A 23,740-nucleotide genomic window follows, 5' to 3' on the forward strand; every position below is an offset into this window, starting at 1 on the left:
AAATAAATCCTTTCGAATAATGCATTTATTAGGACTTTGCCGCCACTTTCGAGTTCTGCGCTGTGGCGGGAAATTCAGGAATAACTTCAATGGCTAAACGGCTGGATCGGCGATTCCTTGACAATCGCTTGGGAGTCGTTGCGGTAGAATTCGCCTTTGTGGGGCCGGCCCTATTCTTGGTCCTGTTCGGGATCATATGCTTCGGTCTCGTATTCGGCGTCTATAATTCGGTGCAACAACTCGCCGCGGAATCGGCGCGCGCCTCGGTCAGCGGGCTGAGCGCCACGGAACGCGACCAATTGGCCAAGAACTATGTCACGAAGAACGTCGGCGTCTACGGGATGCTCGATCCGCAAAAGCTCTCTGTGGCGACCAATTCGCAGGGTGGGACATTCCAGGTGACGCTCAGCTACGACATGTCGGCCTCCCCCGCATTCAAGCTCTACAATGTTCTCGCCTCGGCGTCGCCGACCATCACCCGCTCCGCGGCCGTCCAGAATGGCGGATACTGAGATGGAAAGACGACGCATGACGAACGCGCCCGGCCGCAGGCGCTTTTGTTCCGACGCCAAGGGCTCGGTCGCGATCGTCATGGCTCTCGCCATGTTGGTCGTCGTCGGCGTCGCCGCATTGGCGGTCGATCTCGGCAGCTTTTTCTACCAAAAAAGACGGCTCCAGGCGGCTACGGATCTCGCCGCGGTCGCGGCGGCGGGCAATCTCGCCAAGGCGCAGGACGCCGCCATTGCGACACTGGCGCTGAATGGATTTGCGGCAAACGCTTTGCAGAGCGTGGAAACCGGCGCCTATGTCGCGGACGCTTCCGTGCCTGCCGACAAGCGCTTTACCGTGCAGCCGCTCGCGTCGTCGAACGGCGTGCGGCTGAGGACGCAGATCACCACGCCGCGCATTTTCAGCGCCATTTTTGCGATGATGGCGCCGGCCGCGGTCGCCGCTATCTCCGACTCATGCACGACCGCTTCGCCTTGCGGGGCGGCTGGCGGCAGCGCGCCTCAGCAGGGCGTGGCGATTTCCGCTCAGGCGACTGCGGCGCAAAACGCGCTGGCCTCCTTCGCCATCGGATCGCGGCTCGCCAGTCTGAACGGCGGCGTCGTGAACTCTGTGCTCGGTGCGCTGCTGGGGACCAATCTGAGCCTCTCCCTTATGGATTATCAGGCGCTCGCTAGCACCAGTATCGACCTCTTCACTTTTTCCAATGCGCTTGCGACGCGCGCGAGCCTGACCGCCGTCACCTATGACCAGCTCGCGGCAGGGACCTTCAAGGCGGGCGATCTTCTGGGCGCGGCGCTCGACGCCGCCAAAGCCAATACGGCGGTCGGATCGACTGCGATCGGCGCGCTGTCGCAGATCACCGCCGCCGCGCCGAATGTGACGGCGCCGATCAATCAATTGCTTTCCTACGGCCCCTATGGGTCGATGACAGTCGGCTCCGCGGCGCCAATCTCCGTCAGCGTCTCTGCACTCGACCTTGTTTCCGCCATTGCGCAAATCGCCAATGGCAAGCATCAGATCGAGGCGGGCCTCAATCTTGGTCTTCCCGGCGTCGCTTCGGCGTCGCTGCAGCTCGCCATCGGCGAGCGACCGGTCGGAACAAGCTGGGTCGCGGTCGGCGCGGCGGGGGCGTCGGTCCACACCGCGCAGACGCGGCTCTTGCTGACGCTCGAAATCACGGTTCCGGGCCTGTCGACCACGGTCCATGCGCCTCTCTATGTCGAACTTGCCTCGGGAACAGCACAGCTCTCGAGCGTCCAATGCGCCTCTGGAGACCCGACAAGCTCTTCCGTCACGCTCGGCGTTACCCCGGCGGTCGTCGACGCCTGGATCGGAAATGTGTCCAGCACAGAGTTCGGCAATTTTACCAGCGCGCCCAACCCCGGCCCGGCGACACTGCTCAATTTGGCGAATATCGCCAAAGTGACCGGGCTCGCCCACGCGACGGTGACAAATCTGCAGGCGACCCCTGTTTCTTTCTCCTATTCCGAGATCTTGCAGGCGACGAAGAAGACGACCTCGACCACGGATTTCATATCTTCGCTGCTCTACAATCTGTTCGGCGGCTTACAGTTGAAGGTGACCGCCTTGGGTCTGAGCCTGCTGGTCCCCGCGGGCCTCGATCAGACCGTGGCGACGACGCTGGCGAGCGCCACAACGCCCATCGATCAGACGCTGTCGCAACTGCTCCAGACCCTCGGCGTCGGGCTCGGCCAGGCGGATACTTGGGTTGGTGGGGTGAAATGCGGCGCGGGGGTTTTGGTGAATTAAAAAGGCCAATTCTCACCACTGATACGAGATCGCTTAATTGCTTCGGCGCCATCCCCGACGCTCGCGCCGTTTGGACACACAGGAAAATCACCGCCGTCATTGCGAGGAGGCGGAGCCGACGAAGCAATCCAGGGCCGCATCGCTGTCCTGGATTGCTTCGCTTCGCTCGCAATGACGGGAGCTGGGTAAAACCTGCGTTTCTGTGGCTCTGGATTCCCAGTCGGGCTTTCAGCCCGCCGGGAATGACGCGCCCCAATGCGAGCTGTTCACCAAAAATGGTATAACTCCAGCCCGCGTCAGGTAATCACGCTCGGCGTCTTGCGTTGCGTGAAGCGTTCGATCTCGGCGATCTCGTGTGAGAACGCGATGAGGTCGGACAGCGCCTGCTGCGTCTCGACGAATTGTTTCGCCGGATCGGCCTCGTAGCGCTCGATATAGACGCGCAGAGTCGCGCCCGCCGTGCCCGTGCCCGAGAGTCGATACACAATGCGCGAGCCGTGTGCGAACATCACGCGTAGTCCCTGGTTTTTCGAATCCGAACCATCGACGGGATCGTGATACGCAAAGTCGTCGGCGTCTTTCACTTCCAGTGCGCCGAAGGCTTTTCCTTTGAGCGAGGGCAGGCGATCGCGCAGCGTTTTGATGAGCGCATTGGCGCCGTCGCTGTCGACTTCCTCATAGTCGTGGCGCGAATAATAATTGCGGCCATAGGTCGCCCAATGTTCGCGCACGATCGTATCGACGCTCTGCTTGCGTGCAGCGAGCACGTCGAGCCACAACAGCACGGCCCAAAGCCCGTCCTTCTCGCGCACATGGTTCGAGCCCGTGCCCGCGCTCTCCTCGCCGCAAATGGTGACCAGGCTGGCGTCGAGGAGATTGCCGAAGAATTTCCAGCCCGTAGGCGTTTCATACATGTGGACGCCAAGCTTCGCCGCGACGCGATCGGCGGCGCCGCTCGTCGGCATGGAGCGCGCAATGCCGGCGATGCCGTTCTTGTAACCCGGCGCGAGATGCGCATTGGCGGCAAGAATGGCGAGGCTGTCCGAGGGCGTGACGAAACGCCCGCGGCCGATGATGAGATTGCGATCGCCATCGCCGTCCGACGCCGCGCAAAGGTCCGGCGCCTTGTTGGACATGGCGAGATCGTAGAGATGCTTGGCGTAGACGAGATTGGGGTCGGGATGATGGCCGCCGAAGTCGGGCAGGGGTTCGCCGTTGAGCACGCTGCCGGGCGCGGCGCCGAGCATGCCTTCGAGAATTGCGTGCGCATAGGGGCCGGTCACCGCCGACATGGCGTCGAATTTGATCGTGAAGCCCGAACGGAAAGCGTCGCGGATGCGATCGAAATCGAAAAGCGCCTGCATCAGCGCCGCGTAATTTTCGACGCTGTCGACAATCTCGACGCGCATGGCGCCGAGCTGCGTGACGCGGATGCTGTCTATGTCGACGTCGGGCGCCTCTTCGATCTTGAAGGAGGCAATCTCCTTGGTGCGGGCGTAAATGGCTTCCGTCACCTTCTCCGGCGCCGGGCCGCCATTGGCGACGTTGTATTTGATGCCGAAGTCGCCCTCCGGGCCGCCGGGATTGTGGCTCGCCGAAAGGACGATTCCGCCGAAAGCCTTGATCGAGCGGATGAGCGCCGAGACGGCGGGCGTCGATAAAATCCCGCCGCGGCCGACCACCGCGCGGCCGAAGCCATTGGCGGCGGCGATCTTGAGGATTTTCTGGATCGCTTCGCGATTATAGTAGCGACCGTCGCCGCCCACGACGAGCGTCTGCCCCTCGAAGCCCTCCAGGCTGTCGAAGATCGACTGCACGAAATTCTCGACATAATGGCGCTGCTGGAAGACGGGAACCTTCTTGCGCAGTCCCGAGGTGCCGGGACGCTGATCCAGATAAGGGGTAGTCGCGATTTCTTTCGCCATTTCTGCCTCTGCGTGCGGCTGGAATCTTCCCAAAAACGCCGACGGGGCGGAATCTATAGTCGGAACGGCGTTAAAAAAACGGCGGCGCGCTTTAGCGCCGCCGCCGTTTGCCGACAAACTTCCGAGGCGGCCTCGTCCTTCGAGACGCGAGCGTCGCTCGCTCCTCAGGATGAGGCCTAAGTGATGTAGAAGTGCCCCTCATGCTGAGGAGCCTGCGTAGCAGGCGTCTCGAAGCGCGAGGGGCGTTGCCGCCGCTTTGTCAGCGGTGAACTTACCAGCCCCAATAATTGTAGGCAGGATAGGCGTAGCCATATCCGTAGGAGGGATAATAATAGCCGCCGCCGTAATAGGGATAGTAGCCGCCGTAATAGCCGCTGCTCGAGGCGGCGAGGCCGGCGCCGAGGAGGCCGAGGCCCACGCCCGCCGCAACCGCCGCGCCGGGGTTGTAGCCGCGGCGATAATAGCCCCCGTAATAGGGCCGGCGATAGCCATAGCCATAGCCGCGGCGGTACCAGACCTGATCGACCGGGGCCGAGAGGCCCACCGTCGCCGGCGGGGCGACGCCCATCGGACCGGCGAGAACTTCGGTCGGGATCGCCGTCATCGCCGTGGCGCCGATCAGGGCGCCGGAAAGCGCTAAATTCAGGCTCTTACGCATATGCACCTCCCAATTTGCGGGCGACGCGGCGAAGACGCGACGCAACAGCCCACAGAACTCGAGCGTCAATACACTCGAATCTAAACCTGAATCGCCGCCCGTCGAGTGGCGCGCGCGTTTCTTTTCTCAATTGGTGAAAATACGGATTACTCGCTGGCCGAAAGTCCCGTCATCGCCTGGCGGGTGAAGTTGACGAGGCGGTCGCGGAAGAAGTCCCGCGTCCGCGCCGCAGTGGCCGGATATTGTTCGAGAATCTGGTGGAACATAGCGCGCCCGATCTTGAGCGCCGTCGTCGGCTCCATCGCACGCGCGGTCACCGGCCGCCGCGAGGGCGCCACCAAAGCGGTTTCGCCGATCAGCGCCCAGGGACGCAGGATGTGGCTCGGCGGGCGCGCGTCGTCATAAGGTAGAAGACCGACCGAGCCCATGGCGAGAATATAGCCGCCGTCGGATTCCTCGCCGCGCCGGAAAAGCGTGTCTCCCGAACGAAAGAGTCGCGTCTCCGAGGAGAGCGCCAGTTTGCGCAGCGCGCTTCCTTCGAAAATCGCGAAGAGCGGAATGCGCGTCAGATTGTCGATGTCGTCTTCCGGAGCCATTTGATTTTCAGCAAGCGCGACTTATGCCGCTTTTTTATGGCGGGAGGTTCGCCGCTTTCCATTTTTCGATCCGGTAGCCGCCGTCCTCGGTCAGAAGTTTCTGCGGGCGCCGCGGGTCGGTTTCTACTTTCTTCCGCAGCCGATGAATATGGGTTTCGAGGGTTCGCGTCGAGACGCTCGGACCGTAGCCCCAGACGTCGGCCAGGAGTTCGGCCTTTGTGACAATTGCGCCTCTTGCCCGGATGAGGCGATCGAGAATGGCCGCCTCCTTTTCCGTGAGCCGCGCGCCGCGGTCCGGCGTTTCCAGCGGCGCCGGCGCGAGGGCGGCGAGAAGGTCGGCGAAGCGGAAAGGGCGGGCCAGGGCCGCGTCGGCGTCGGGCGCCGCGTCGCCGATAATGACGATCGGCCCAGCAAAGCCCGCGTCCCTCAGCGCGCGCGCCAATGTGGGCGCGTCGCAAAAGGCGCCGTCGAGAACGGCCGCATCCGCCTCTGCGGGAGAGGCGCCCGCCTCGGCGAGCGTACGCAAGTCATGCCCTCCGAGCGCCGAGAATTGCTGCGCGAGGCTTGCAAAGAGCCCCGGGCTGGCGGCGATGAGCAGACGTCGGACCATGAAAGGCGTGCGATCTTTGCTATAGAGCGGGAAACGGAAAGGCGATCTTGGTCCATGCCTCGATTTCGCGCAACGAAGCTCTCGATCCTCCGCGTCGCCCGGCGCATCGGCGGCAAGCCGCATGAAGGGCGGCTGATCGCCGGCTCCCTCGTGATCCCTTGCGCCTTGGGCCGCGCGGGCGTCAGGCATCAGAAGCGCGAGGGCGACGGCGCGACTCCGGCCGGGCGCTGGCGGATCTTGCGCTTCTACTCGAGAAAGCCTGCGCCCTTACGCGCGCCCTGGCGGCTGACGCGGCGCGACGATATCTGGTGCGATGATCCGGGGAGCTTTCTCTACAACCGCCCGCTCAAGACGTCGTCGCGGCTAAGCCATGAGGAGATGTGGCGTAACGATCGGCTCTACGATCTCGTGGGGGTGATGGATTATAATATTTGCCCGCGCCTGCGGGGCAGGGGCAGCGCGATTTTCTTTCACGTTGCGACGGAGGATTTGGGCCCGACGGCCGGCTGCGTGGCGCTGCGGGCGCGCGACATGGCGCGGCTCGCGCCGAGGCTGGGGCGGAAGGCGGCAATCGTGGTCGGCTGACGGTAGCGCCCCCTCCCCAACCCTCCCCCGCTTCGCGGGAGAGGGAGTAGATTGGCGCCTCCGTATAGAATGCTGATCGTGAGCGTCCCCTCTCCCGTGAAACGGGCTATCGGATTCACACATCGTAGAAGGTCAGCGCGGCTCCGAACTTTATTCGTCGAAAGTCGTCGAGGCCCTGGCGCATTACTTTGGGGCCGGGCTTTCCGTAATAGGCGGTCCAGCCGCCGAGCCTGGCGACGACCCAGGCGGCGAAGGCGAGGCTGCCTTTGCGGTGGGGGTTCTTCTGGCGGGCCGTCGCGCCCTCGAGCTTGGCCGAGACGGCCTCCAGCAGCGCTTCGTCCTCGGGCTCGAAAGCGTCCGTCAGCAACTGGTCGGTCGCGCCGTCGCGCGCCTTGACCAGTTGCATGACCGTCACCGCGGCGACCGCCGTCGCCGCCACCAGCTTGATCATCACTTTCGGATCGCAGATGTCGGCCTGCTCGATCTCGAAGCCCGCCGTCTTCAGCGTGCGGAAGAATTCCTCGATGGTCCAGCGCATTCGATAGAGGTCGATCACCCGGCGCGCCTCGGCCAGGCTCGTCGCCGCATAGGTCGTGAGAAGCCGCCAATGAATGGGCGCGACGCCCTCCGCGGCCCCGACCTCGCGCACGTCGACCAAAGTCACGCCGACCGCGTCCGGCAAGTCGCGCGCGCCGTGGCGCGGCTTGCGCAAAGTGACCGGCGAGACGCGGACCGCGAGCGCCGCCTTGCGCGCCTTGCGTCCCGGAGCCGCCGGGATCTCGGCGACGAAGCGGCCCGCCTCGGCCAATCCGTCGGCGAAGGGGAACAAAAGCTCGATCGCATCCTCGCCGTCTGCGGCGATCGTCCGGTTCTGGCAGGCGCGCACAATCAGCTCCACGCCGCCCGGACGCTGCGCGAGATGCGCGTAGATGTCGCTCTCCCGATCCGAGACGACAGTGATCCGCTTCGCCGCCGCGAAATCCTCGCGCGCATGCGCCGCCACATCGAGCCAGCGCTGCGATTCCTTGTCCGCGAGCGCGCGCGAGCGCCGCGCCGCGACCTTGGCCCCCGTGTCGCGGTTCCAGACCTCGGCATGAGCGAGGCCGAGCAGCGCGCCCGTGCCGGCGTCGAGCGCCAGGGCCGCGTGCAGCAAAAGGCCGCGCGTCCCGCCGCCCTTGCCGACCGGCCCATAGCCGTTCGCCTGCGCGCGCTTGCCGCCGAGCGCCAGCTCGCTGGTGTCCTGCGCCACCACTATGTCGCGACCCGCCGCCCGCGCCGCTGTGAGCCCGGCGGCGTGCCGCGCCATCTCCTCGGCTGTCACCGCAGGATTGCGCAGGAAGCGCGTGAGCCGCACCTCCTGCGCCCGCCGCCCGCCGGCGATCCGACGGATGCGCGCGCACGGCCGCGCGACGAGGCCCCGATGCAACGAGACCCCCCTTTTTCCAGGCGGCGGTCGCCGAACCGCCCCAGTCCATACGAAATCGCCATGCCCCACCCCGCGAATCAATACACGACCCACGGAATCAAACAGACCCCACCGAGGCAATCACGATGTGTGCATTCGATAGCGTGAAACGGGGGAGGGACAGGGAGGGGGTCAGGCCTGCGGGTACTCCCGCGTCCCCATGATCGCCGACCCCACGCGGACATAAGTGGCGCCGAGCTGGATCGCGAGCTCAAAATCCGAGCTCATGCCCATGGAGAGCTCCGGCACGCCGTTGCGCCTGGCGATATCCGCGAGCAGTGCGAAGTGTGGCGAGGCCTGCTCGTCGACCGGCGGCACGCACATGAGCCCTGAAATCTCGAGCCCGTATTTGTCGCGGCAGGCGGCGATGAAGGCGTCGGCGTCCTGCGGCAAGACGCCAGCCTTCTGCGGCTCGGCGCCGGTGTTGACCTGAATGAAGAGGCGCGGGCGCTTGCCCTGTTTTGCCATCTCCTCGGCGAGCGCCTGCGCGATTTTCTCGCGGTCGACGCTCTGGATCACGTCGAAGGTCTCGACGGCTTCCTTGGTCTTATTGGACTGCAGCGGGCCGATGAGATGCAGCTCTATCCCCGGAAACTTCTCGCGCAGCGCCGGCCATTTGCCCATGGCCTCCTGCACGCGGTTCTCGCCGAAGACGCGCTGGCCGGCGTCGAGCAGCGGCAGCACGTCCTCGGCCGGGAAGGTCTTGGTCACGCAGACGAGCGTGACGGTCGCGGGGTCGCGGCCGCAATCCGAGGCGGCGCGCGCGATGGCGTCTTTGGCGTTGTTCAGGCGGTCGATGATGGACAATGGCTCACTCTCGCGGGGCTCGCTGAACGGATATTACGGCCGAGGTCGAAAATCCATGGGCTGGATGAGACGCCCCGATAGCGCTTTTGCCGCGTTCGAGGCGCCGGAGCTTACGCGTAGGGAACCCCTTCCTCTCGAAGCCGTTAGGTCTGCGATGTTTGCCGCCGCCAACGGAGCGGCGCGGCCGGGAGGTTGAAAATGACCCATATCGAAGCCTCTTCCACCGAACCTTTTGCCGTCCACACCGCCCATTGCCGGGCCAAATGGGGTTGGATCGTCGCCTTGGGCGCGCTCTTCATCGCCGGCGGCGTCTTTGCGCTGTTCAACGTCTTTGCGGCGACGATCGTCACCGTGATCTATATCGCCGCGGCGATGGTCGTCGCGGGCGGCTGGGAGATCGTCACCGCCTTTCATATCCGCCCCATGGGGCGCGCCGTGCTGTGGGGCGTCGTCGGCGCGATCACGGTCTTCGCGGGGTTGGCGACCGCGCGCTATCCGCTGGTCGCGGCCATGTCGCTGACGGCGCTCGTCGGCGCGCTGCTGATCGCGGGCGGGATCATGAAGCTCGTCCTCGCCTATCAGTTGCGCGATCTGAGCCGCTGGCAGCTCATCGCGCTGGCTGGCGGCCTCAGCTTGCTGCTCGGCGTGCTGATTCTCGCCGAATGGCCCGTGTCGGGGCTTTACATCCTGGGCCTTTTTCTTGGCGTGAACCTCATCTTCGAGGGCGTCGGCTGGGTGGCGATGGGGCTCGCGGCGAAGCCTGCGGAGAGAATGGCGGCGTAAGCCAGGGCTAATCGGCGCCCCGGGGCCGCTCGTGAGGCCTTGCAGGGACCCTGCAAGGCTTTTAGTGCGCGAATTTTATGATGGCGAAAACCGCCCCGATCAGCGCGAGATTGAACCCGAAAACCCAGCGTAAAATGTCGTTCTTGGACTGAGAAATCTCCAGTCGAAGCCGCGCCTCGGCCTCGGCGAGGTCGCGATGCAGCAGCTCTGTTCCGTGCTTGAGTTCGGCGACGTCCGTCTTTGTCGCCACGCTTTCGGCAAAGGCGGTCTCCAGCGCTTCGGCCGAGGCGCGCGCCTGCTCTGGCGAGAACCCGCCGCGCGTGAGCCGGTCGATATAGGCAAGGGGATTGAAAAGGACCTGGGCTGTCATGGGGCCAGATATAACACTGTCGGCCCCACCGGGCGCGGCCGTCCCCTTTGACATCCCCCCTCCCGCCCGGCATTTAGAGGCGCACATTCACGCCTCCCACCGGACAACCGCCGCAGATGAGACCCGACCGCTATAATTTCGCCGAATCCGAGCCGCGCTGGCAGAAGGTCTGGGAGGGGGCGCAAGTCTTCAAGGCGGGGACGAAGCCCGAGGCGCCCAAATATTACGTGCTGGAGATGTTCCCCTATCCGTCGGGGCGCCTCCATATGGGGCATGTGCGCAACTATTCCATGGGCGACGTCATCGCCCGCTACATGCGCGCCAAGGGCTTCGACGTTCTGCATCCCATGGGCTGGGACGCCTTCGGCCTGCCGGCGGAAAACGCTGCGGCGCAGACCGGCGCGCATCCGGCCAAATGGACCTACGCCAATATCGCCGCCATGCGCGCCCAGCTCAAAACGCTGGGCCTGTCGCTCGATTGGTCACGCGAGATCGCGACCTGCGATCCGGAATATTACGGGCGCCAGCAGAAGCTCTTCCTGGATTTTCTGAAGGCGGGCATCGTCGACCGCAAGAAATCCAAGGTGAACTGGGACCCGGTCGATCACACCGTGCTGGCCAATGAGCAGGTCATCGACGGCCGCGGCTGGCGCTCCGGCGCGCTTGTCGAGCAGCGCGAGCTGACCCAGTGGTTTTTGAAGATCACCATCTATTCCGTCGAGCTGCTCGAAGCGCTCGATACGCTGGAGCGCTGGCCCGACAAGGTGCGCCTCATGCAGCGCAACTGGATCGGCCGCTCGGAAGGCATGCTGGTGCGCTTTGCGCTGGCGCAACCGCTCGACGACGCGCGTGAGATCGAGGTCTTCACCACGCGGCCCGACACGCTCTTTGGCGCAAAATTCGTGGCGCTCGCCGCCGACCATCCGCTGGCCAAGGCGGCCGCTGCGAAGAACCCGGAGCTCGCCGCCTTCTGTGAGGAATGCCGGCGCGGCGGCACCTCGGCGGAGGCGATCGAGACCGCCGAGAAGCAGGGCTTCGACACCGGGCTGCGCGTCGCGCATCCGTTCGATCCCAACTGGTCTCTGCCGGTCTATGTCGCGAATTTCATTCTCATGGACTACGGCACGGGCGCCATCTTCGGCTGTCCGGCGCATGACCAGCGAGACCTCGATTTCGCGACCAAATACGGCCTCGGCTTCAAGGCGGTGGTCTGCCCGGAAGGCGTTGACCCCGTTGAACTCGAAGCGAAGATCGCCAAGAGCGGCGAGGCCTTCGACGGCGACGGCAAGCTCGTGAACTCCTCCTTCCTCGACGGCTTCACCGTCGAGCAGGCAAAGGAGGAGGTTGCCAACCGCCTTGAGACGACGGCGCTGTCCAACGCGCCGCAGGGCGTCCGCAAGGTGAATTACAAGCTGCGCGACTGGGGCGTCTCGCGCCAGCGCTATTGGGGCTGCCCGATCCCCATCGTCCATTGCGAGACCTGTGGTCCCGTGCCGGTGCCGGACGCCGACCTGCCCGTGAAGCTGCCCGAGGACGTGACCTTCGACCAGCCGGGCAATCCGCTCGATCGCCATGCGACCTGGAAGAACGTCCCCTGTCCCTCCTGCGGCAAGCCGGCGCGCCGCGAGACGGACACGATGGACACTTTCGTTGATTCGTCCTGGTATTACGCGCGCTTCACCGACCCGCACAACGCCGAGGCTCCTGCCAGCCCCGAGGCGCTGAAGCGCTGGCTGCCCGTCGACCAATATATCGGCGGCATCGAGCACGCGATCCTGCATCTGCTCTATTCCCGCTTCTTCGCCCGCGCCATGCGCGACAGCGGCCATGCGGCGGTCTCCGAGCCGTTCGCCGGGCTCTTCACGCAGGGCATGGTCGTGCACGAGACCTACCGCGCTGACGGGCAGTGGGTTTCGCCCGCCGCGATCCGCATCGAAAGCGGGGAGGGGGGCCGCCGCGCCTTCCTGCTCGACAACGGCGCCGAGGTCGAGATCGGTCCCATCGAGAAGATGTCGAAGTCGAAGAAGAACACGGTCGACCCCGACGACATCGTGGCAAGCTATGGCGCCGACACCGCCCGGCTCTTTGTGCTCTCCGACAGCCCGCCCGACCGCGACGTGATTTGGTCCGACGAAGGCGCTCAAGGAGCGTGGCGCTTCGTCCAGCGCCTGTGGCGCATCACCGGCGAGCTGGGCCGCGTCGCCGCGCCGATTGGCGCCGAGGCGCCGGCCGAGACGAGCCCTGAGGCGCTCAAAGTTCGCAAGGCGACGCACAAGACCGTCGCCCAGGTGAGCGAGAATATCGAGCGCCTGCGCTTCAACAGCGCCATCGCCCGCATCCGCGAATATGTGAATGAGCTGACGACGGCGCTCGACGCCGTGACGGAAACCCCTGTGGGCGCCGATCTCGCCTTCGCCTTCCGCGAGGCGGCGGATGCGCTGGCGCGTCTCGTCGCGCCGATGACGCCGCATGTGGCCGAGGAGTGCTGGAAGGATCTTGGTCACAAAGGCCTGGTATCTGAGGCGCCGTGGCCCATTGCCGAGCCGGCGCTCGTGGCGCAGGATATGATAAGCTTGCCTGTGCAGGTGAACGGCAAGAAGCGTGCGGAAATTCTCGTGGCGCATGACGCCGATGAGGAAACCATTCGCCAGGAGGCGCTGGCTCAGGAGGGCGTCATCCGCGCCATCGAGGGCAAGCCTTTGAAGAAGTTCATTCTCGTGCCGAAGAGGATCGTCAATGTGGTCGTTTGAGCGACTCTGGATCGCGAGCCTTCAGGCTCGCCCGACGCCATGCGCGCCTGACGGCGCGCGGTCCGAACGGTTGCGGGGCTTTTTCCTGATGCTGGCCGCCGCTCTCCCGCTCGGCGGCTGCATCGAGCCGCTCTACGGCGCGAATGGCGCTTTTGATTCCTCGCCGCTCGCCTCGGAGCTTCAGGCAATTCAAGTCGACGAGATTCAGGGCCGCATGGGCCATTATCTCCACAATGAGCTGATCTACGCCTTCAACGGCACCGGCTCGACGGTTCAGCCGCGTTATCGCCTCACCATCACGCTGCGCGAGCGCGTGCAGACGCCGATCCTCGACACGGTCACCGGCCGCGCGACCTCCGCCACTGTCATCGCCGACGCCGACTATCGCCTCGTCACTGTGCCGCAGAATGTGGAAGTGACCAAGGGGACGGCCTTCAACATTGCGAGCTACGATCGCTTCTCGAACCGCTTCGCCAATGTCCGCGCGGCGCGCGACGCCGAGATACGCGACGCCAAGGTGATCGCGGATTCGATCCGCACGCGCGTTGCGACAGAGATGGCGGCGCGGGCCCCGGCCCTCTCGCGCTGACGCGGGAGAGGGGTGGCGCGTTTATCCACTACGCCGTCATTGCGAGCGCAGCGAACCAACTCAGAGCAACGCCCGCGGCTCTGGATTGCTTCGCTGCGCTCGCAATGACGGTCATCCCCGTTAGCGGGGCAGGGACAGGGAGGGGGCTGAACCTTGGTCGCCGTCTCGGGCCGCGAGGCTGAGCGCTTCGTTGCGTCTCCGCCGGAGAATATCTTTCTCTTTCTCGTCCATGGCGCCGACGCCGGCATGGTGCGCGAGCGGGCGCTCGCAATTGTCGGCAAGCGCGTGGACGACCGCCACGATCCTTTCCAGTTCGTCGAGCTTTCGGGTGACGCCGTTTCCTCTGATCCGCTGACGCTCCTCGATGAAGCCAACACCACGCCGCTTTTCGGCGGACGGCGCGCCATTCTCGTCGAGACCGGCGCGAAATCCGTCATTCCCGCGGTCACCTCGCTCGTCTCGGCGCCGCCCGCCGCCTGCACCGTGGTTTTGACAGCCAGCGCGCTGAAGAAGGACGCGCCGCTGCGCAAGCTGGTCGAGGGGGCGAAGCAGGGAGCGGGGATCGAATGCCTGCCCGACACCGAGCAGGATATTCACGCCCTCGTCGACCGCACGCTGCGTGAGGCCAATCTTGTCGCGACGCCGGAAGCGCGCGCGCTTCTCCTCGCGGCGCTGGGCGAGGATCGGCTCATGAGTCGCGCCGAGCTCGCCAAGCTCGTCCTTTATATGCATGGGCGCGAGCATGTCGAAGCGGCGGATGTCGAGGCGATCGTCGCGCATGCCTCGAGCATCGCTTCTGACCGAGTTGTAGCGGCGGCTTTCGCCGGCGACGCGGGCGAGACGCTCGACGCTTATTTCGCGCAAGGGGGCGACGCGGGCGCGATTCTCTTCGGCGCCTTGCGTTACGCCGTGGCGCTGCATCGCGCGCGGCTCACGATCGAGCGCGAGAGCGGACGCACGGACGCTGGTGTCACGGCGCTGTTTCGCGCCGGCTTCGGCTTCATGCATCGCGCGCTGATGGAGGAGCAGCTCAAGGCCTGGACCTCGCCGCGTCTCGCCGCGCTGATCGAGCCCCTGCGCGACGCCCAAACCCGCGCCCGCGCCAATGCGGCAAGCGCGCAGATGGAGGCCGAGCGGGCGTTGTGGCGGGTAGCGAAGGCGGCGCGGCGAAGGTGATTGCGAGTCTCGGACCGCGAGCCTTCAGGCTCGCATTTTTTAAGCGAGCCTGAAGGCTCGCGGTCCTATTCCGCTCAAGCCGCGCTGGCGAGGCTCTCGAACAGCGCGCGGCCATCGACGCCGCCGACCAGCGGGTCGATGAGATTCTCGGGATGCGGCATCAGGCCGAGCACGTTGCGCTGTGCCGAATAGATTCCCGCAATGTCGTTGCGCGAGCCATTCGGATTAGCGGCGCCGCCTACGACGCCCGCGGAATCGCAGTAACGGAAGGCCACGAGTCCGTCGCCTTCCAACCGCTCGATGGTCGCGTCGTCGGCTTCGTAATTGCCTTCGCCATGGGCGATGCAAACTTCGATTGCCTGGCCCTTGGCGTAGTGGCGCGTGAAGGCCGTGTCGTTTCGCTCCACGCGCAAATGCTGCATCTTGCAGACGAAGCGCAGATTGGCGTTGCGCATCAGCACGCCCGGCAGCAGGCCGCTCTCGCAGAGAATCTGGAAGCCGTTGCAGACGCCGAGCACCAGGCCGCCGCGCGCCGCATGCGCCCGCACCGCGTCCATGATGGCGGCCCGGCCGGCGATGGCGCCGCAGCGCAGATAGTCGCCATAGGAGAAGCCGCCGGGCAGAACGACCAAGTCCAGGCCGGCCGGCAGCTCATGGTCGGCGTGCCAGAGCATGTTGGGCTTCTTCCCCGTCGCCTGCTCGAGCGCGCGCGCCATGTCGCCTTCGCGATTGGAGCCGGGGAAGACGATGACGGCGGCTTTCATGTCTTTAACTCACTTCCTATCAACCGCGTCATTGCGAGGAGCGAAGCGACGAAGCAATCCGGAGCCCTGGTGTGGCTCTGGATTGCTTCGCTGCGCTCGCAATGACGGGCGCGAATGTCACAGATCGATCTGGTAGTTCTCGATGACGGTGTTGGCGAGGAGCTTCTCGCAGGCGGCGGTGAGCTGCGCCTTGGCGGCGGCGGGGTCGGCGCCCGCCATCTCCACATCGAACACCTTGCCCTGACGGACGCTGGCGACGCCCTCGACGCCGAGCGCGTTCAACGCGCCTTCGATCGCCTTGCCTTGCGGATCGAGGACGCCGTTTTTCAGGGTGACGACGACACGTGCTTTCATGAGGCTCATATTCCGGTTTAGTTGCGATACGGTTAGCGGCCTCGCGCGCAAAGGGCAAGCGTTCCGCGCGGGGCGCGCCGGTCAGAGGAGGCCCGTGTCGCGATAGATGTCACGGAGCGACAATCGCGCGCCGATGATCGGCAAGTCGAGCTCGGCGTCGGCCGTTTCGAAACGGCGCTCGGCGAAGCCCGTCTGGCGGTCGTAGGAGACGACTTCGACGGCGTCCTGAGCGACGACCACATATTGAAAAAGCGAGGGCAAAGCGGCGTAGGCTTTGCGCTTCCAGCGCAGGTCCTTGTTGGCCGTCGATGGAGAAAGAACTTCGAAAGCGACGATCATGTCGCTGCATTCGACGCCTGCTAGCCGATCATTCGGGCGAATCAGCACATCGGGGATAGGGACGTTGATCCCTGAGAGGCGCACGCCAATTCCCGGCACTGCGACCCATTTCGCATCGGTTTCTCGGGCGAGCCCAACAAGCGCCACGATGAGATTAGTCGCAATGATTTGATGCAGAAAACTGGGCGACGCGTTCAAGACCGGCTCCCCCTCGATCAGCTCCCACTTTTCGTCGTCGGGGCGTGCGGCGGTGAACGCGAAGAATTCCTCCGCGTTCATCGGTCGAGGGTCGAGAAAAGGGACGCCCATGGCCTCCTCTTTCTGGTCGGTCTCCTACTGCACCAGCTTGGGCGCGCCGACGCGGACGGTTTCGCCTTCCTGCATGATGCCGAGCCGGCGGGCGACCTCGGTATAGGCCTCCACCAGCCCGCCGAGATCACGGCGGAAGCGGTCCTTGTCCAGCTTGTCGTTGGACTTGATGTCCCACAGACGGCAGCTATCGGGCGAGATTTCGTCGGCGACGACGATCCGCATCATGTCGCCTTCCCACAGCCGGCCGCACTCCATCTTGAAATCGACGAGGCGGATGCCGACGCCCAGGAACAAGCCGGACAGGAAATCGTTGACGCGAATGGCGAGCGCCATGATGTCGTCGATCTCCTGGGGCGTCGCCCAGCCGAAGGCCGTGATATGCTCTTCCGAGACCATCGGGTCGTCGAGCGCGTCGTTCTTGTAGTAGAACTCGATGATCGAGCGCGGCAACTGCGTGCCTTCCTCGATGCCGAGGCGCTTGGCCAGCGAGCCAGCGGCGACATTGCGCACGACCACTTCCAGCGGAACGATCTCGACCTCGCGGATGAGCTGCTCGCGCATGTTCAACCGGCGGATGAAATGCGTCGGCACCCCAATGTTGTTGAGGTTCTGGAAGATATATTCCGAGATGCGGTTGTTGAGGACGCCTTTGCCATCGATGACTTCATGCTTTTTGGCGTTGAAGGCGGTGGCGTCGTCCTTGAAATGCTGAATCAACGTGCCAGGCTCCGGGCCCTCGTAGAGGACCTTGGCCTTGCCTTCGTAGATACGGCGACGGCGGTTCATTGGGATCAACCGGGGCTTGAGAAAGTCCATGGGGTCGGCCGCGGCTCCTCCGATATGGTCCCGCGACCGGGATTCGTCCAGGGAGCGGGGGGCTAAAGGTGACCGACCGCAACGATGCGCGGTCGTAACGTCTTTGGGGGCCAGTGACAAGCCAGTGGCCGCCTTATAAAGGCGACGCCTCACTTTATCCGAAACGGATAGCCGATACAACGCGCTATTTTTGGCTGCGTTTCGCCTTTTTTTGCCATTGGCGCCCGAATATTTTGCAAAGGCGGCTTGGCATTGGCGCCGGGCGCAGTTTTCGCCTATATGCGTGCGGCGCATTCAAGATGCGGCGCGCGGCGGATTCGCCGCCGGATTCCAATATAAAGACAAAACCGGCCGAGGAATGGACATGAGCACTTTCGACCAGCGCGAAGATTCGTTCGAGAAACGCTACGTCCACGATGAAGAGCTGAGATTCCGCGCCGAGGCGCGCCGCAACAAGCTCGTCGGCCTCTGGGCGGCGGAGAAGCTCGGCAAGACGGGCGCGGACGCCCAGGCCTACGCCGAGGCCCTGGTGGCGGCGGAAGTCTCCGCGCATGCCGACGAGCAGGTCGTCGCGACTGTAAAGAAGGACTTCGAGGCCGCCGGCGTCGACCAGTCCGAACATCAGATCCGTCGCACGATGGACGAGATGCTCGCCAAGGCCAAGGCGGAAATCCAGGCGGGCGAGTAGCCGCGAACGGCAATGCCTCCCCTTCATGGGGAGGCAATGCGCTCTGGACCGCGAGCCTTCAGGCTCGCTTAAGATAGGCGAGCCTGAAGGCTCGCGGTCCAAAGGCGTTCTTTTAAGCTTTGCGCGCCAAGCTCCGCCCATGCGCGAACCCTCCTCTCGAATCGCCCGTCCGGCTGCAAAGCCTCTGCCCGACGCCGCGCGGTTTTCAGCCGCGCCGCAAATCGCGCGAGAGGCCGGCCTTTGGCTGCAGGCGCTCGCGGGCGAGAAAGGCGCCTCGCGCCACACGATCGACGGCTATGGGCGCGACGTCGCCGGCTTTCTGGCCTTTCTCACGGAGCATCTGGGCGCCCGGCCCGATTCTGCTGCGCTCCTCGCCTTGCAGCCGGCGGATTTGCGCGCCTATCTGGCCAAGCGCCGTAATGAGGGGCTCGAGAACCGCTCGCTGCTGCGGGCGCTTGCCGCCATCCGCAACTTTCTGCGGTTTTTAGAGAAGAAGGGGCTCGCCAAAACAGACCTCTTCGGCGCCGTGCGCGCGCCCAAGAAGCCGCACAGCCTGCCCAAGGCGCTCGCCGTCCAAGACGCCCGCGATCTCATCGACCCCGAGCAGCGGGCGGGCGAGGCGCGCGAACCCTGGGTGCTGGCGCGGGACGCGGCCGTGCTCGCTTTGCTCTATGGCGCGGGGCTGCGCATCTCCGAGGCGCTGTCGATCGCGCACAAAGATGCGCCGATCGGCGGGGTCGACCGGGTGACGATCACCGGCAAAGGGGGCAAGACGCGCACGCTTCCCGTGATCGAGCCCGTGCGGCGCGCGATCGAATCCTATCTCGCGATATGCCCCTATGAACTCTCCGGCGGCCCGCTGTTCGTGGGCGCCAAGGGCGGGCCGCTGTCGCCGCGAATCGTGCAGCTTGCGGTGCAGCGCCTGCGCGGGGCGCTGGGCCTCCCTGACAGCGCGACCCCTCATGCGCTGCGCCATTCTTTCGCGACGCATCTTCTGGGTCGGGGCGGCGACCTGCGCACGATCCAGGAGCTGCTGGGTCATGCCTCGTTGTCGACGACGCAGATTTATACGGCCGTCGACAAGAAGCGCCTGCTCGACGCCTATAAATCGGCGCATCCGCGGGCGGATTAGCGCCAGCCCGCGCAGGAATTACTTCAGTAGATCGGGTCAATCAGGCTGCCGGTCGTGGGCGCGGCGCCGAGAGTGGGCGCGACGGTGTAGCCGCCGTGAATATTCGTCGCCGAATATTTGCCGCCGGCAAGCAATCCGCGCAGCGCGAAGTAACTGTTCCCCGAGCCGTAGGAGATGACATAGCTCGGGGTGCGCGCGCCAGCCCCATCGTTGTCCTTGCCCGTCTCGCTCGATCCGCCCGTGATGGTGATCTTGCTCGAATTGGCCATGGTGATCTGCGCGTTTTCCGAGGCGACTGTTGCGAGGCGTCCGTTCCGATAGAAGAAATTGTTCGAGATGTTCCAATTGATCGCATGTTCGAGCACGATGGCGGCCTTGCCGTTGCGATCGAAGAAGCAGTTTGAAACATTATTGCCAAACGCCGCGTCGGCGCCGCTGGCCCAGGTGGAAATTCCCGGCCCATTGTTCCATTCGAAGCGTGTGTTCGTGATGGTGTTCGCGTTGCTCCCCGAGCGCAGGTCGAGTCCGGGCCCCCAATTATTGGCGAAGTCGACGTTCGACAGATAGGAATCGATGATATTCATGATTCCGGTGTTGTTCGCGCCGAAGGTGCTGTTGGTGATGCGCATGAAGCTCGTATAGGGCGCATTGACGCCGCCGAGACCCACGCCGCAATTGACGACAGTCAGATTGTCGATGCTGAGCGAAAAGCTGCCGTGTGAAATGCCGGTCATGTTGGATGACGCGCAGTCGAGGAAGAGGCCGACAATCGCGCCGCCGTCGGTGACCGACGTGACGTCGAGAAGATAAGCCGCGCCCGCCTTGCCCTTGAGGATTGGCCGGGTCGCCGTGTTCGTGGCGTTGTCCATGCCATATTGCTGGACGGCGAAGCCTTGCAGTCGGTTTCCAGAGTTCATATGCACATTGCCGACAATGTAACTGCCTGCGTCGACCCAGCAGGTTTTATTGGCGGCGAGGCAGTTATTGAAGGCGGCGGTGTCGTCGTTCGCGTCAGCGCCATTCGCGCCATAATCCGAAACCGATGCGATGACGACGGCCTGCGTCGGCGACGAGAAAGCAAGGAGCGACAAGGCAAGCGCGATCAGAAAGCGTTTCATAATATTCTCCCAATATTTGGCCCTCGAAATCCGGCAGTGTCATAAAATCTATAGCCTGGCCGGGCAGGCCGAAGTCTGCCCGAGCATGTTATGCAAGCATTGAATGCCTTGCCGGTGGGTGAGCGCTACTCCACCGGCTCCACCGCCGTAATCTCGATCCCGAATCCCGACAGTCCCACAAACGCCCGCGGCTTTGCGGATGAAGACCGCAGGCGGATCGACGACACGCCGATGTCCTTCAAAATCTGCGCGCCGAGGCCGACGTCGAGCCATTGCCGCTTGCGCGTCTCTTCGGCGTTCTCGTCCGGGAGGCCGACCACATTGGTCGGCACGCCGGCCGCGCCGTCGCGCAAATAGACGAGCACGCCATGCCCCTCGCGGGCGAAGCGCGCGAGGGTCTTCTTGATGGTCGGCGCGCCGCCCATGACGTCGGCGAGAATATCGGCGCGATGCAGCCGCGCCGGCACGTCGCGGCCGTCGCCGATCGCGCCCATCACAAAGGCGAAATGCTGCACGCTGTCGAAGGGCGTGACATAGGCGTGGCCGGTGAGATCGCCATATTCCGTATGCACCGGGAAGGTGGCGACGCGCTCGACGAGCTTCTCGCGCGCCTGGCGGTAAGCGATAAGATCGGCGACCGAGACAAGCTTGAGGCCGTGCTTTTGCGCGAATTCGACGATCTGGGAGCCGGTCATCACCGTGCCGTCGTCATTGGCCAATTCGCAGATGACGCCGACCGGCGGCAGGCCGGCGAGCCGGCACAGATCCACCGCGGCTTCCGTATGGCCGGAGCGCATCAGCACGCCGCCGTCCTTGGCGATGAGCGGGAAGACATGGCCCGGCCGCACGAAATCGCCCGCGCCCATATTGCCGTTGGCCAGCGCGCGCACCGTATTGCAGCGCTGCTCGGCGGAGATGCCGGTGGTGAGCCCATGGCGCACGTCGACCGAGACGGTGAAGGCCGTGCCGAGCGGCGCGTCGTTCTGCGCCACCATGGGCGCAAGATGGAGCCGCCGCGCCTCTTCGAGCGTCAAGGGCGCGCAGACGATGCCGCAGCAATTGCGGATGATGAAGGCCATTTTCTCGGGCGTGCAGAGCGACGCCGCGATGACGAGATCGCCCTCGTTCTCGCGATCGTCGTCGTCGGTGACGACGACAATCTCGCCGCGCGCAATGGCCTCGATGGCCTCGGTGATGGAGTGGGACAAGCGGGTCTCCAAAAGGCGCCGGACGGCGCCGCTCCCGCATATGTAGCGGCGCAGGCGCGCCGATTCAAATCGCGCTCATTCGCTCGGCTGGGCGCTCGCGATGCGCGGCGCGCCGCAGTTGGCGCAGGGGAGGAAGTGGAGCTGCCCCGCCGGAAGGCCGTTCGTCGGCTCGCGGCGGGCAGGGGCGTCGACGGCGTCCGTGGAGACGAGCTTGATTTGGATATTGTCGCCGATATGCAGGCCCGTATCCTCGATCCATTCGACGCTTTGCTCCCCGGAGGGATCGGAGGAGTCGATGCCGCCCACGCGCAGATCGAGGCCCTCGATGGCAGGGCCGCCGGCGAGGAGGGAGGGAGTTCCGGCTCCCTTGCCGACCCAGGTGAGCATGAAGGAAATGACGCCGTTCTCGTTGACGCCAGCCGTTGCGAGCTTCTCGCCGTTCTTCCAGATTTCGAAGCCGAGCAATCTAGCCTCCTGCCCTTGTCACTCCGCAATGAATGCGCGCAATATCTTGACAATTAGAAACGGTTTTTCGCAACAATTTTATCGAAATGCGGGCCTTGCCCGTTTCCTCGAGCTCCGAAAGGGCTTCATGCGCATCGCTCACCGACGGTTAACCACAGCGCTTGCGCTGAGCCTGATCTGCGCCGCGCCGCGCGCCGCCAACGCCGCCTGTGCGGAGATGTCGCAAGCGGGCGCCTCCTATACGGTCTGCGACTATGACGCGCGGAAAGCGGCGATCAGGCTGTTTCTGCGTGACGCGCGGGGGGAAACCTATGGCGCTTTCTCCCGTCTCGCCGATGATCTTTCTTCGAAAGGGCAGAGCCTCATCTTCGCGATGAACGCGGGGATGTATGGCGAGGATTTTTCTCCCGTTGGCCTCTATGTCGAGGCGGGCAAAATGTCGCATGCCGCGAATACGGCGAATGGCGCGGGTAATTTTCACCTGAAGCCGAACGGGGTCTTCTGGATCGACGGCGCAAGGGCCGGCGTCACGGAGACAGGGCGGTTCTTAAGATCGGGCGTGCGCCCCGCCTACGCCACGCAATCCGGGCCGATGCTGCTGATCGGCGGGCGGATCAATCCGCATATTCACGAGAGTGGGACGTCGGAGAAGTTTCGCAACGGCGTCGGCGTCTTCGACGGGCATGTCGTACGCTTCGCCATCTCGAACCAGCCGGTCACCTTCCACCAATTCGCATCGCTGTTTCGCGATCGGCTGAAATGCGCGGACGCGCTCTTTCTCGACGGCGGCTCTGCTTCGGCGCTCTACGCGCCCTCGATCTCGCGCCACGATCGGTTTCATCCGATGGGGCCGCTGATTGGCGTTGTGGAGAAGGCGGCGCGCTGAGGTTTATCTAAGCGCTCATGAGCGCGCCGACATGCGCCGCGACGGACGCCGCCAGATCGGGCGGGCGATAGCCGCCTTCGAGCAGCGATACGATGCGGCCCTCACAGCGCCGCGCCGCGATTTCCATGATGCGCAGCGTCGCCTCGCGAAAATCCGCTTCCACGAGACGCAGCCCGCCGAGCGGATCGTGAAGATGCGCGTCGAAGCCGGCGCATATGATGACAATATCCGGCCGGAAGGCGTCGAGGCGCGGAAGGATGCGCGCCTCGAGCGCCGCGCGAAAGGCTTCGCCGCCATCTCCTTTGCGCAGCGGCGCATTGACGATGTTGTCGTAAGCGCCGGTCTCCGTAACGGCGCCGGTGCCGGGATAAAGCGGCATCTGATGCGTCGAGCAATAAAGGACGTTCTTCTCGCTCCAGAAAATTTCCTGCACGCCGTTGCCGTGGTGGACATCGAAATCGATGATGCCGACGCGCTCGGCGCCATGCGCCGCTAACGCGTGGCGCGTGGCAATGGCGGCGTTGTTGAAGAAGCAGAAGCCCATCGGCGCTTCGGCGCGCGCATGATGGCCGGGCGGGCGCGCGGCGACGAAAGCGTTGTGCGCCTGCTTTTTCATGACGGCGTCGACCACTGCGACGGCGCCGCCGGCGGCAAGATAGGCGGCGCGTAGCGTTCCCGTGCTCATGACGAGGTCATTGCCGAGGCGCGCGGCGCCCTCCTTGGGCGCGGCTTGCTCCAGATGCGCAAGATGCGCGGCCGAGTGAACGCGCAGCAGCGCCTCGCGCGACGCTTCGCTCGCTTTGAGACGAGAGAGCGCGGCGAAGCCGGGCTCGCCGAGTTGGGAGAAGATTGCTGTCAGCCGCGCGGGACTGTCGGGAAAGCCGGGGCCGGGATCGTGTTCGAGTTCGGCCGGGTTGGAGACGAAGAGCGTAGACGAGGCCCCCGCCTGCGCGCCGACGGCGGCGAGGCTTGCGGCGCCGGCGAGGGCGGCGCGGCGGGTGATCGAGGCCATGATTGGGGCTCCCTTCTGAAATTTCCGCTGCGCCTCATCGATTGTGTTCGTG

25 protein-coding genes are annotated in these 23,740 nt (G+C 64.6%); 10 read left to right on the forward strand and 15 right to left on the reverse strand.

What is annotated here, in order from left to right; translation table 11 throughout:
- Positions 1-89: 89 nt before the first annotated feature.
- Together QNA11_RS02190 and QNA11_RS02195 are read left to right on the forward strand one after the other, a co-directional pair.
- Positions 90-512 carry a TadE/TadG family type IV pilus assembly protein gene (locus QNA11_RS02190; protein ID WP_283481798.1) on the forward strand — a complete coding sequence of 141 codons (423 nt, stop codon included), beginning with the start codon at positions 90-92 and terminating at the stop codon, positions 510-512.
- 16 nt (positions 513-528) lie between these two features.
- Complete coding sequence (locus QNA11_RS02195; protein ID WP_283481799.1) at positions 529-2,280, forward strand: pilus assembly protein TadG-related protein; 1,752 nt, start codon at positions 529-531, stop codon at positions 2,278-2,280.
- A 296-nt stretch (positions 2,281-2,576) separates the two neighbouring features.
- Here the strand turns inward: QNA11_RS02195 and QNA11_RS02200 are convergent, their stop codons facing one another.
- From QNA11_RS02200 to QNA11_RS02215, 4 genes are all read right to left on the reverse strand, one after another.
- Positions 2,577-4,205: an alpha-D-glucose phosphate-specific phosphoglucomutase gene (locus tag QNA11_RS02200; RefSeq protein WP_283481800.1), complete on the reverse strand. Its 1,629-nt coding sequence runs from the start codon at positions 4,203-4,205 to the stop codon at positions 2,577-2,579.
- Between the two features lie 271 nt (positions 4,206-4,476).
- Positions 4,477-4,863, reverse strand: coding sequence for a hypothetical protein (locus QNA11_RS02205; protein WP_283481801.1), 387 nt, complete (start codon positions 4,861-4,863; stop codon positions 4,477-4,479).
- 146 nt (positions 4,864-5,009) lie between these two features.
- On the reverse strand, positions 5,010-5,459 hold the full coding sequence (locus QNA11_RS02210) for a cyclic nucleotide-binding domain-containing protein (RefSeq protein WP_283481802.1): 450 nt from the start codon (positions 5,457-5,459) through the stop codon (positions 5,010-5,012).
- A 34-nt stretch (positions 5,460-5,493) separates the two neighbouring features.
- Complete coding sequence (locus tag QNA11_RS02215) at positions 5,494-6,069, reverse strand: winged helix-turn-helix domain-containing protein (protein ID WP_283481803.1); 576 nt, start codon at positions 6,067-6,069, stop codon at positions 5,494-5,496.
- Between the two features lie 54 nt (positions 6,070-6,123).
- On the opposite strand from QNA11_RS02215, the gene QNA11_RS02220 reads away from it, so the two are divergent.
- Positions 6,124-6,654, forward strand: a complete 531-nt coding sequence (locus tag QNA11_RS02220; RefSeq protein WP_283481804.1) for a L,D-transpeptidase family protein — start codon at positions 6,124-6,126, stop codon at positions 6,652-6,654.
- A gap of 115 nt (positions 6,655-6,769) precedes the next feature.
- Here the strand turns inward: QNA11_RS02220 and QNA11_RS02225 are convergent, their stop codons facing one another.
- Entirely contained in the window at positions 6,770-8,080 is a 1,311-nt protein-coding gene (locus QNA11_RS02225; protein WP_283481805.1) for an IS4 family transposase, read from the reverse strand.
- A 171-nt stretch (positions 8,081-8,251) separates the two neighbouring features.
- The gene (locus tag QNA11_RS02230) at positions 8,252-8,926 is read right to left on the reverse strand and encodes a YggS family pyridoxal phosphate-dependent enzyme (protein ID WP_283481806.1); all 675 of its coding nucleotides are present in this window, start codon (positions 8,924-8,926) and stop codon (positions 8,252-8,254) included.
- 198 nt (positions 8,927-9,124) lie between these two features.
- Here QNA11_RS02230 and QNA11_RS02235 point away from each other — a divergent pair, with 198 nt between their 5' ends.
- Positions 9,125-9,709 carry an HdeD family acid-resistance protein gene (locus QNA11_RS02235; RefSeq protein WP_202073545.1) on the forward strand — a complete coding sequence of 195 codons (585 nt, stop codon included), beginning with the start codon at positions 9,125-9,127 and terminating at the stop codon, positions 9,707-9,709.
- A 61-nt stretch (positions 9,710-9,770) separates the two neighbouring features.
- Here QNA11_RS02235 and QNA11_RS02240 read toward each other — a convergent pair whose 3' ends face one another.
- Positions 9,771-10,079: a CCDC90 family protein gene (locus QNA11_RS02240; protein ID WP_283481807.1), complete on the reverse strand. Its 309-nt coding sequence runs from the start codon at positions 10,077-10,079 to the stop codon at positions 9,771-9,773.
- Between the two features lie 116 nt (positions 10,080-10,195).
- Here QNA11_RS02240 and leuS point away from each other — a divergent pair, with 116 nt between their 5' ends.
- From leuS to holA, 3 genes are all read left to right on the forward strand, one after another.
- Positions 10,196-12,829 carry a leucine--tRNA ligase gene (gene leuS / locus QNA11_RS02245; protein ID WP_283481808.1) on the forward strand — a complete coding sequence of 878 codons (2,634 nt, stop codon included), beginning with the start codon at positions 10,196-10,198 and terminating at the stop codon, positions 12,827-12,829.
- Positions 12,816-13,418: a hypothetical protein gene (locus QNA11_RS02250; RefSeq protein WP_283481809.1), complete on the forward strand. Its 603-nt coding sequence runs from the start codon at positions 12,816-12,818 to the stop codon at positions 13,416-13,418. Before leuS ends, QNA11_RS02250 begins: the two co-directional genes overlap by 14 nt.
- Positions 13,419-13,571: 153 nt before the next feature.
- Positions 13,572-14,594, forward strand: coding sequence for a DNA polymerase III subunit delta (gene holA, locus QNA11_RS02255; RefSeq protein WP_283481810.1), 1,023 nt, complete (start codon positions 13,572-13,574; stop codon positions 14,592-14,594).
- Between the two features lie 74 nt (positions 14,595-14,668).
- Here the strand turns inward: holA and purQ are convergent, their stop codons facing one another.
- From purQ to purC, 4 genes are all read right to left on the reverse strand, one after another.
- Positions 14,669-15,358: a phosphoribosylformylglycinamidine synthase subunit PurQ gene (gene purQ, locus QNA11_RS02260; protein ID WP_283481811.1), complete on the reverse strand. Its 690-nt coding sequence runs from the start codon at positions 15,356-15,358 to the stop codon at positions 14,669-14,671.
- Between the two features lie 117 nt (positions 15,359-15,475).
- Positions 15,476-15,712, reverse strand: coding sequence for a phosphoribosylformylglycinamidine synthase subunit PurS (gene purS, locus QNA11_RS02265; protein WP_202073539.1), 237 nt, complete (start codon positions 15,710-15,712; stop codon positions 15,476-15,478).
- 81 nt (positions 15,713-15,793) lie between these two features.
- Complete coding sequence (locus QNA11_RS02270; RefSeq protein ID WP_283481812.1) at positions 15,794-16,360, reverse strand: Uma2 family endonuclease; 567 nt, start codon at positions 16,358-16,360, stop codon at positions 15,794-15,796.
- 24 nt (positions 16,361-16,384) lie between these two features.
- A complete protein-coding gene (gene purC / locus QNA11_RS02275) occupies positions 16,385-17,179 on the reverse strand; it encodes a phosphoribosylaminoimidazolesuccinocarboxamide synthase (protein WP_165047872.1) in 795 nt (264 codons plus the stop codon).
- A 364-nt stretch (positions 17,180-17,543) separates the two neighbouring features.
- Here purC and QNA11_RS02280 point away from each other — a divergent pair, with 364 nt between their 5' ends.
- Positions 17,544-17,867 (forward strand): DUF1476 domain-containing protein, encoded by a 324-nt coding sequence (locus tag QNA11_RS02280; protein WP_281928288.1) that lies wholly within the window; start codon positions 17,544-17,546, stop codon positions 17,865-17,867.
- A 139-nt stretch (positions 17,868-18,006) separates the two neighbouring features.
- Complete coding sequence (locus QNA11_RS02285; RefSeq protein ID WP_283481813.1) at positions 18,007-18,999, forward strand: tyrosine recombinase XerC; 993 nt, start codon at positions 18,007-18,009, stop codon at positions 18,997-18,999.
- Positions 19,000-19,022: 23 nt separating this feature from the next.
- Here QNA11_RS02285 and QNA11_RS02290 read toward each other — a convergent pair whose 3' ends face one another.
- The 3 genes from QNA11_RS02290 to QNA11_RS02300 form a co-directional block, all read right to left on the reverse strand.
- Positions 19,023-20,117: a right-handed parallel beta-helix repeat-containing protein gene (locus tag QNA11_RS02290; RefSeq protein WP_283481814.1), complete on the reverse strand. Its 1,095-nt coding sequence runs from the start codon at positions 20,115-20,117 to the stop codon at positions 19,023-19,025.
- A gap of 125 nt (positions 20,118-20,242) precedes the next feature.
- Positions 20,243-21,325: a 3,4-dihydroxy-2-butanone-4-phosphate synthase gene (gene ribB / locus QNA11_RS02295; RefSeq protein WP_202073534.1), complete on the reverse strand. Its 1,083-nt coding sequence runs from the start codon at positions 21,323-21,325 to the stop codon at positions 20,243-20,245.
- Between the two features lie 75 nt (positions 21,326-21,400).
- The gene (locus QNA11_RS02300; protein WP_202073533.1) at positions 21,401-21,790 is read right to left on the reverse strand and encodes a hypothetical protein; all 390 of its coding nucleotides are present in this window, start codon (positions 21,788-21,790) and stop codon (positions 21,401-21,403) included.
- A gap of 127 nt (positions 21,791-21,917) precedes the next feature.
- Here QNA11_RS02300 and QNA11_RS02305 point away from each other — a divergent pair, with 127 nt between their 5' ends.
- Complete coding sequence (locus tag QNA11_RS02305) at positions 21,918-22,676, forward strand: phosphodiester glycosidase family protein (RefSeq protein ID WP_283481815.1); 759 nt, start codon at positions 21,918-21,920, stop codon at positions 22,674-22,676.
- A 7-nt stretch (positions 22,677-22,683) separates the two neighbouring features.
- On the opposite strand, the gene QNA11_RS02310 is transcribed toward QNA11_RS02305, so the two are convergent.
- Positions 22,684-23,688: a histone deacetylase family protein gene (locus QNA11_RS02310; RefSeq protein ID WP_283481816.1), complete on the reverse strand. Its 1,005-nt coding sequence runs from the start codon at positions 23,686-23,688 to the stop codon at positions 22,684-22,686.
- Between the last annotated feature and the right edge of the window lie 52 nt (positions 23,689-23,740).

This window comes from Methylocystis sp. JR02 (assembly GCF_030063565.1).
In the GTDB taxonomy this organism is placed as follows: Bacteria; Pseudomonadota; Alphaproteobacteria; order Rhizobiales; family Beijerinckiaceae; genus Methylocystis; species Methylocystis iwaonis.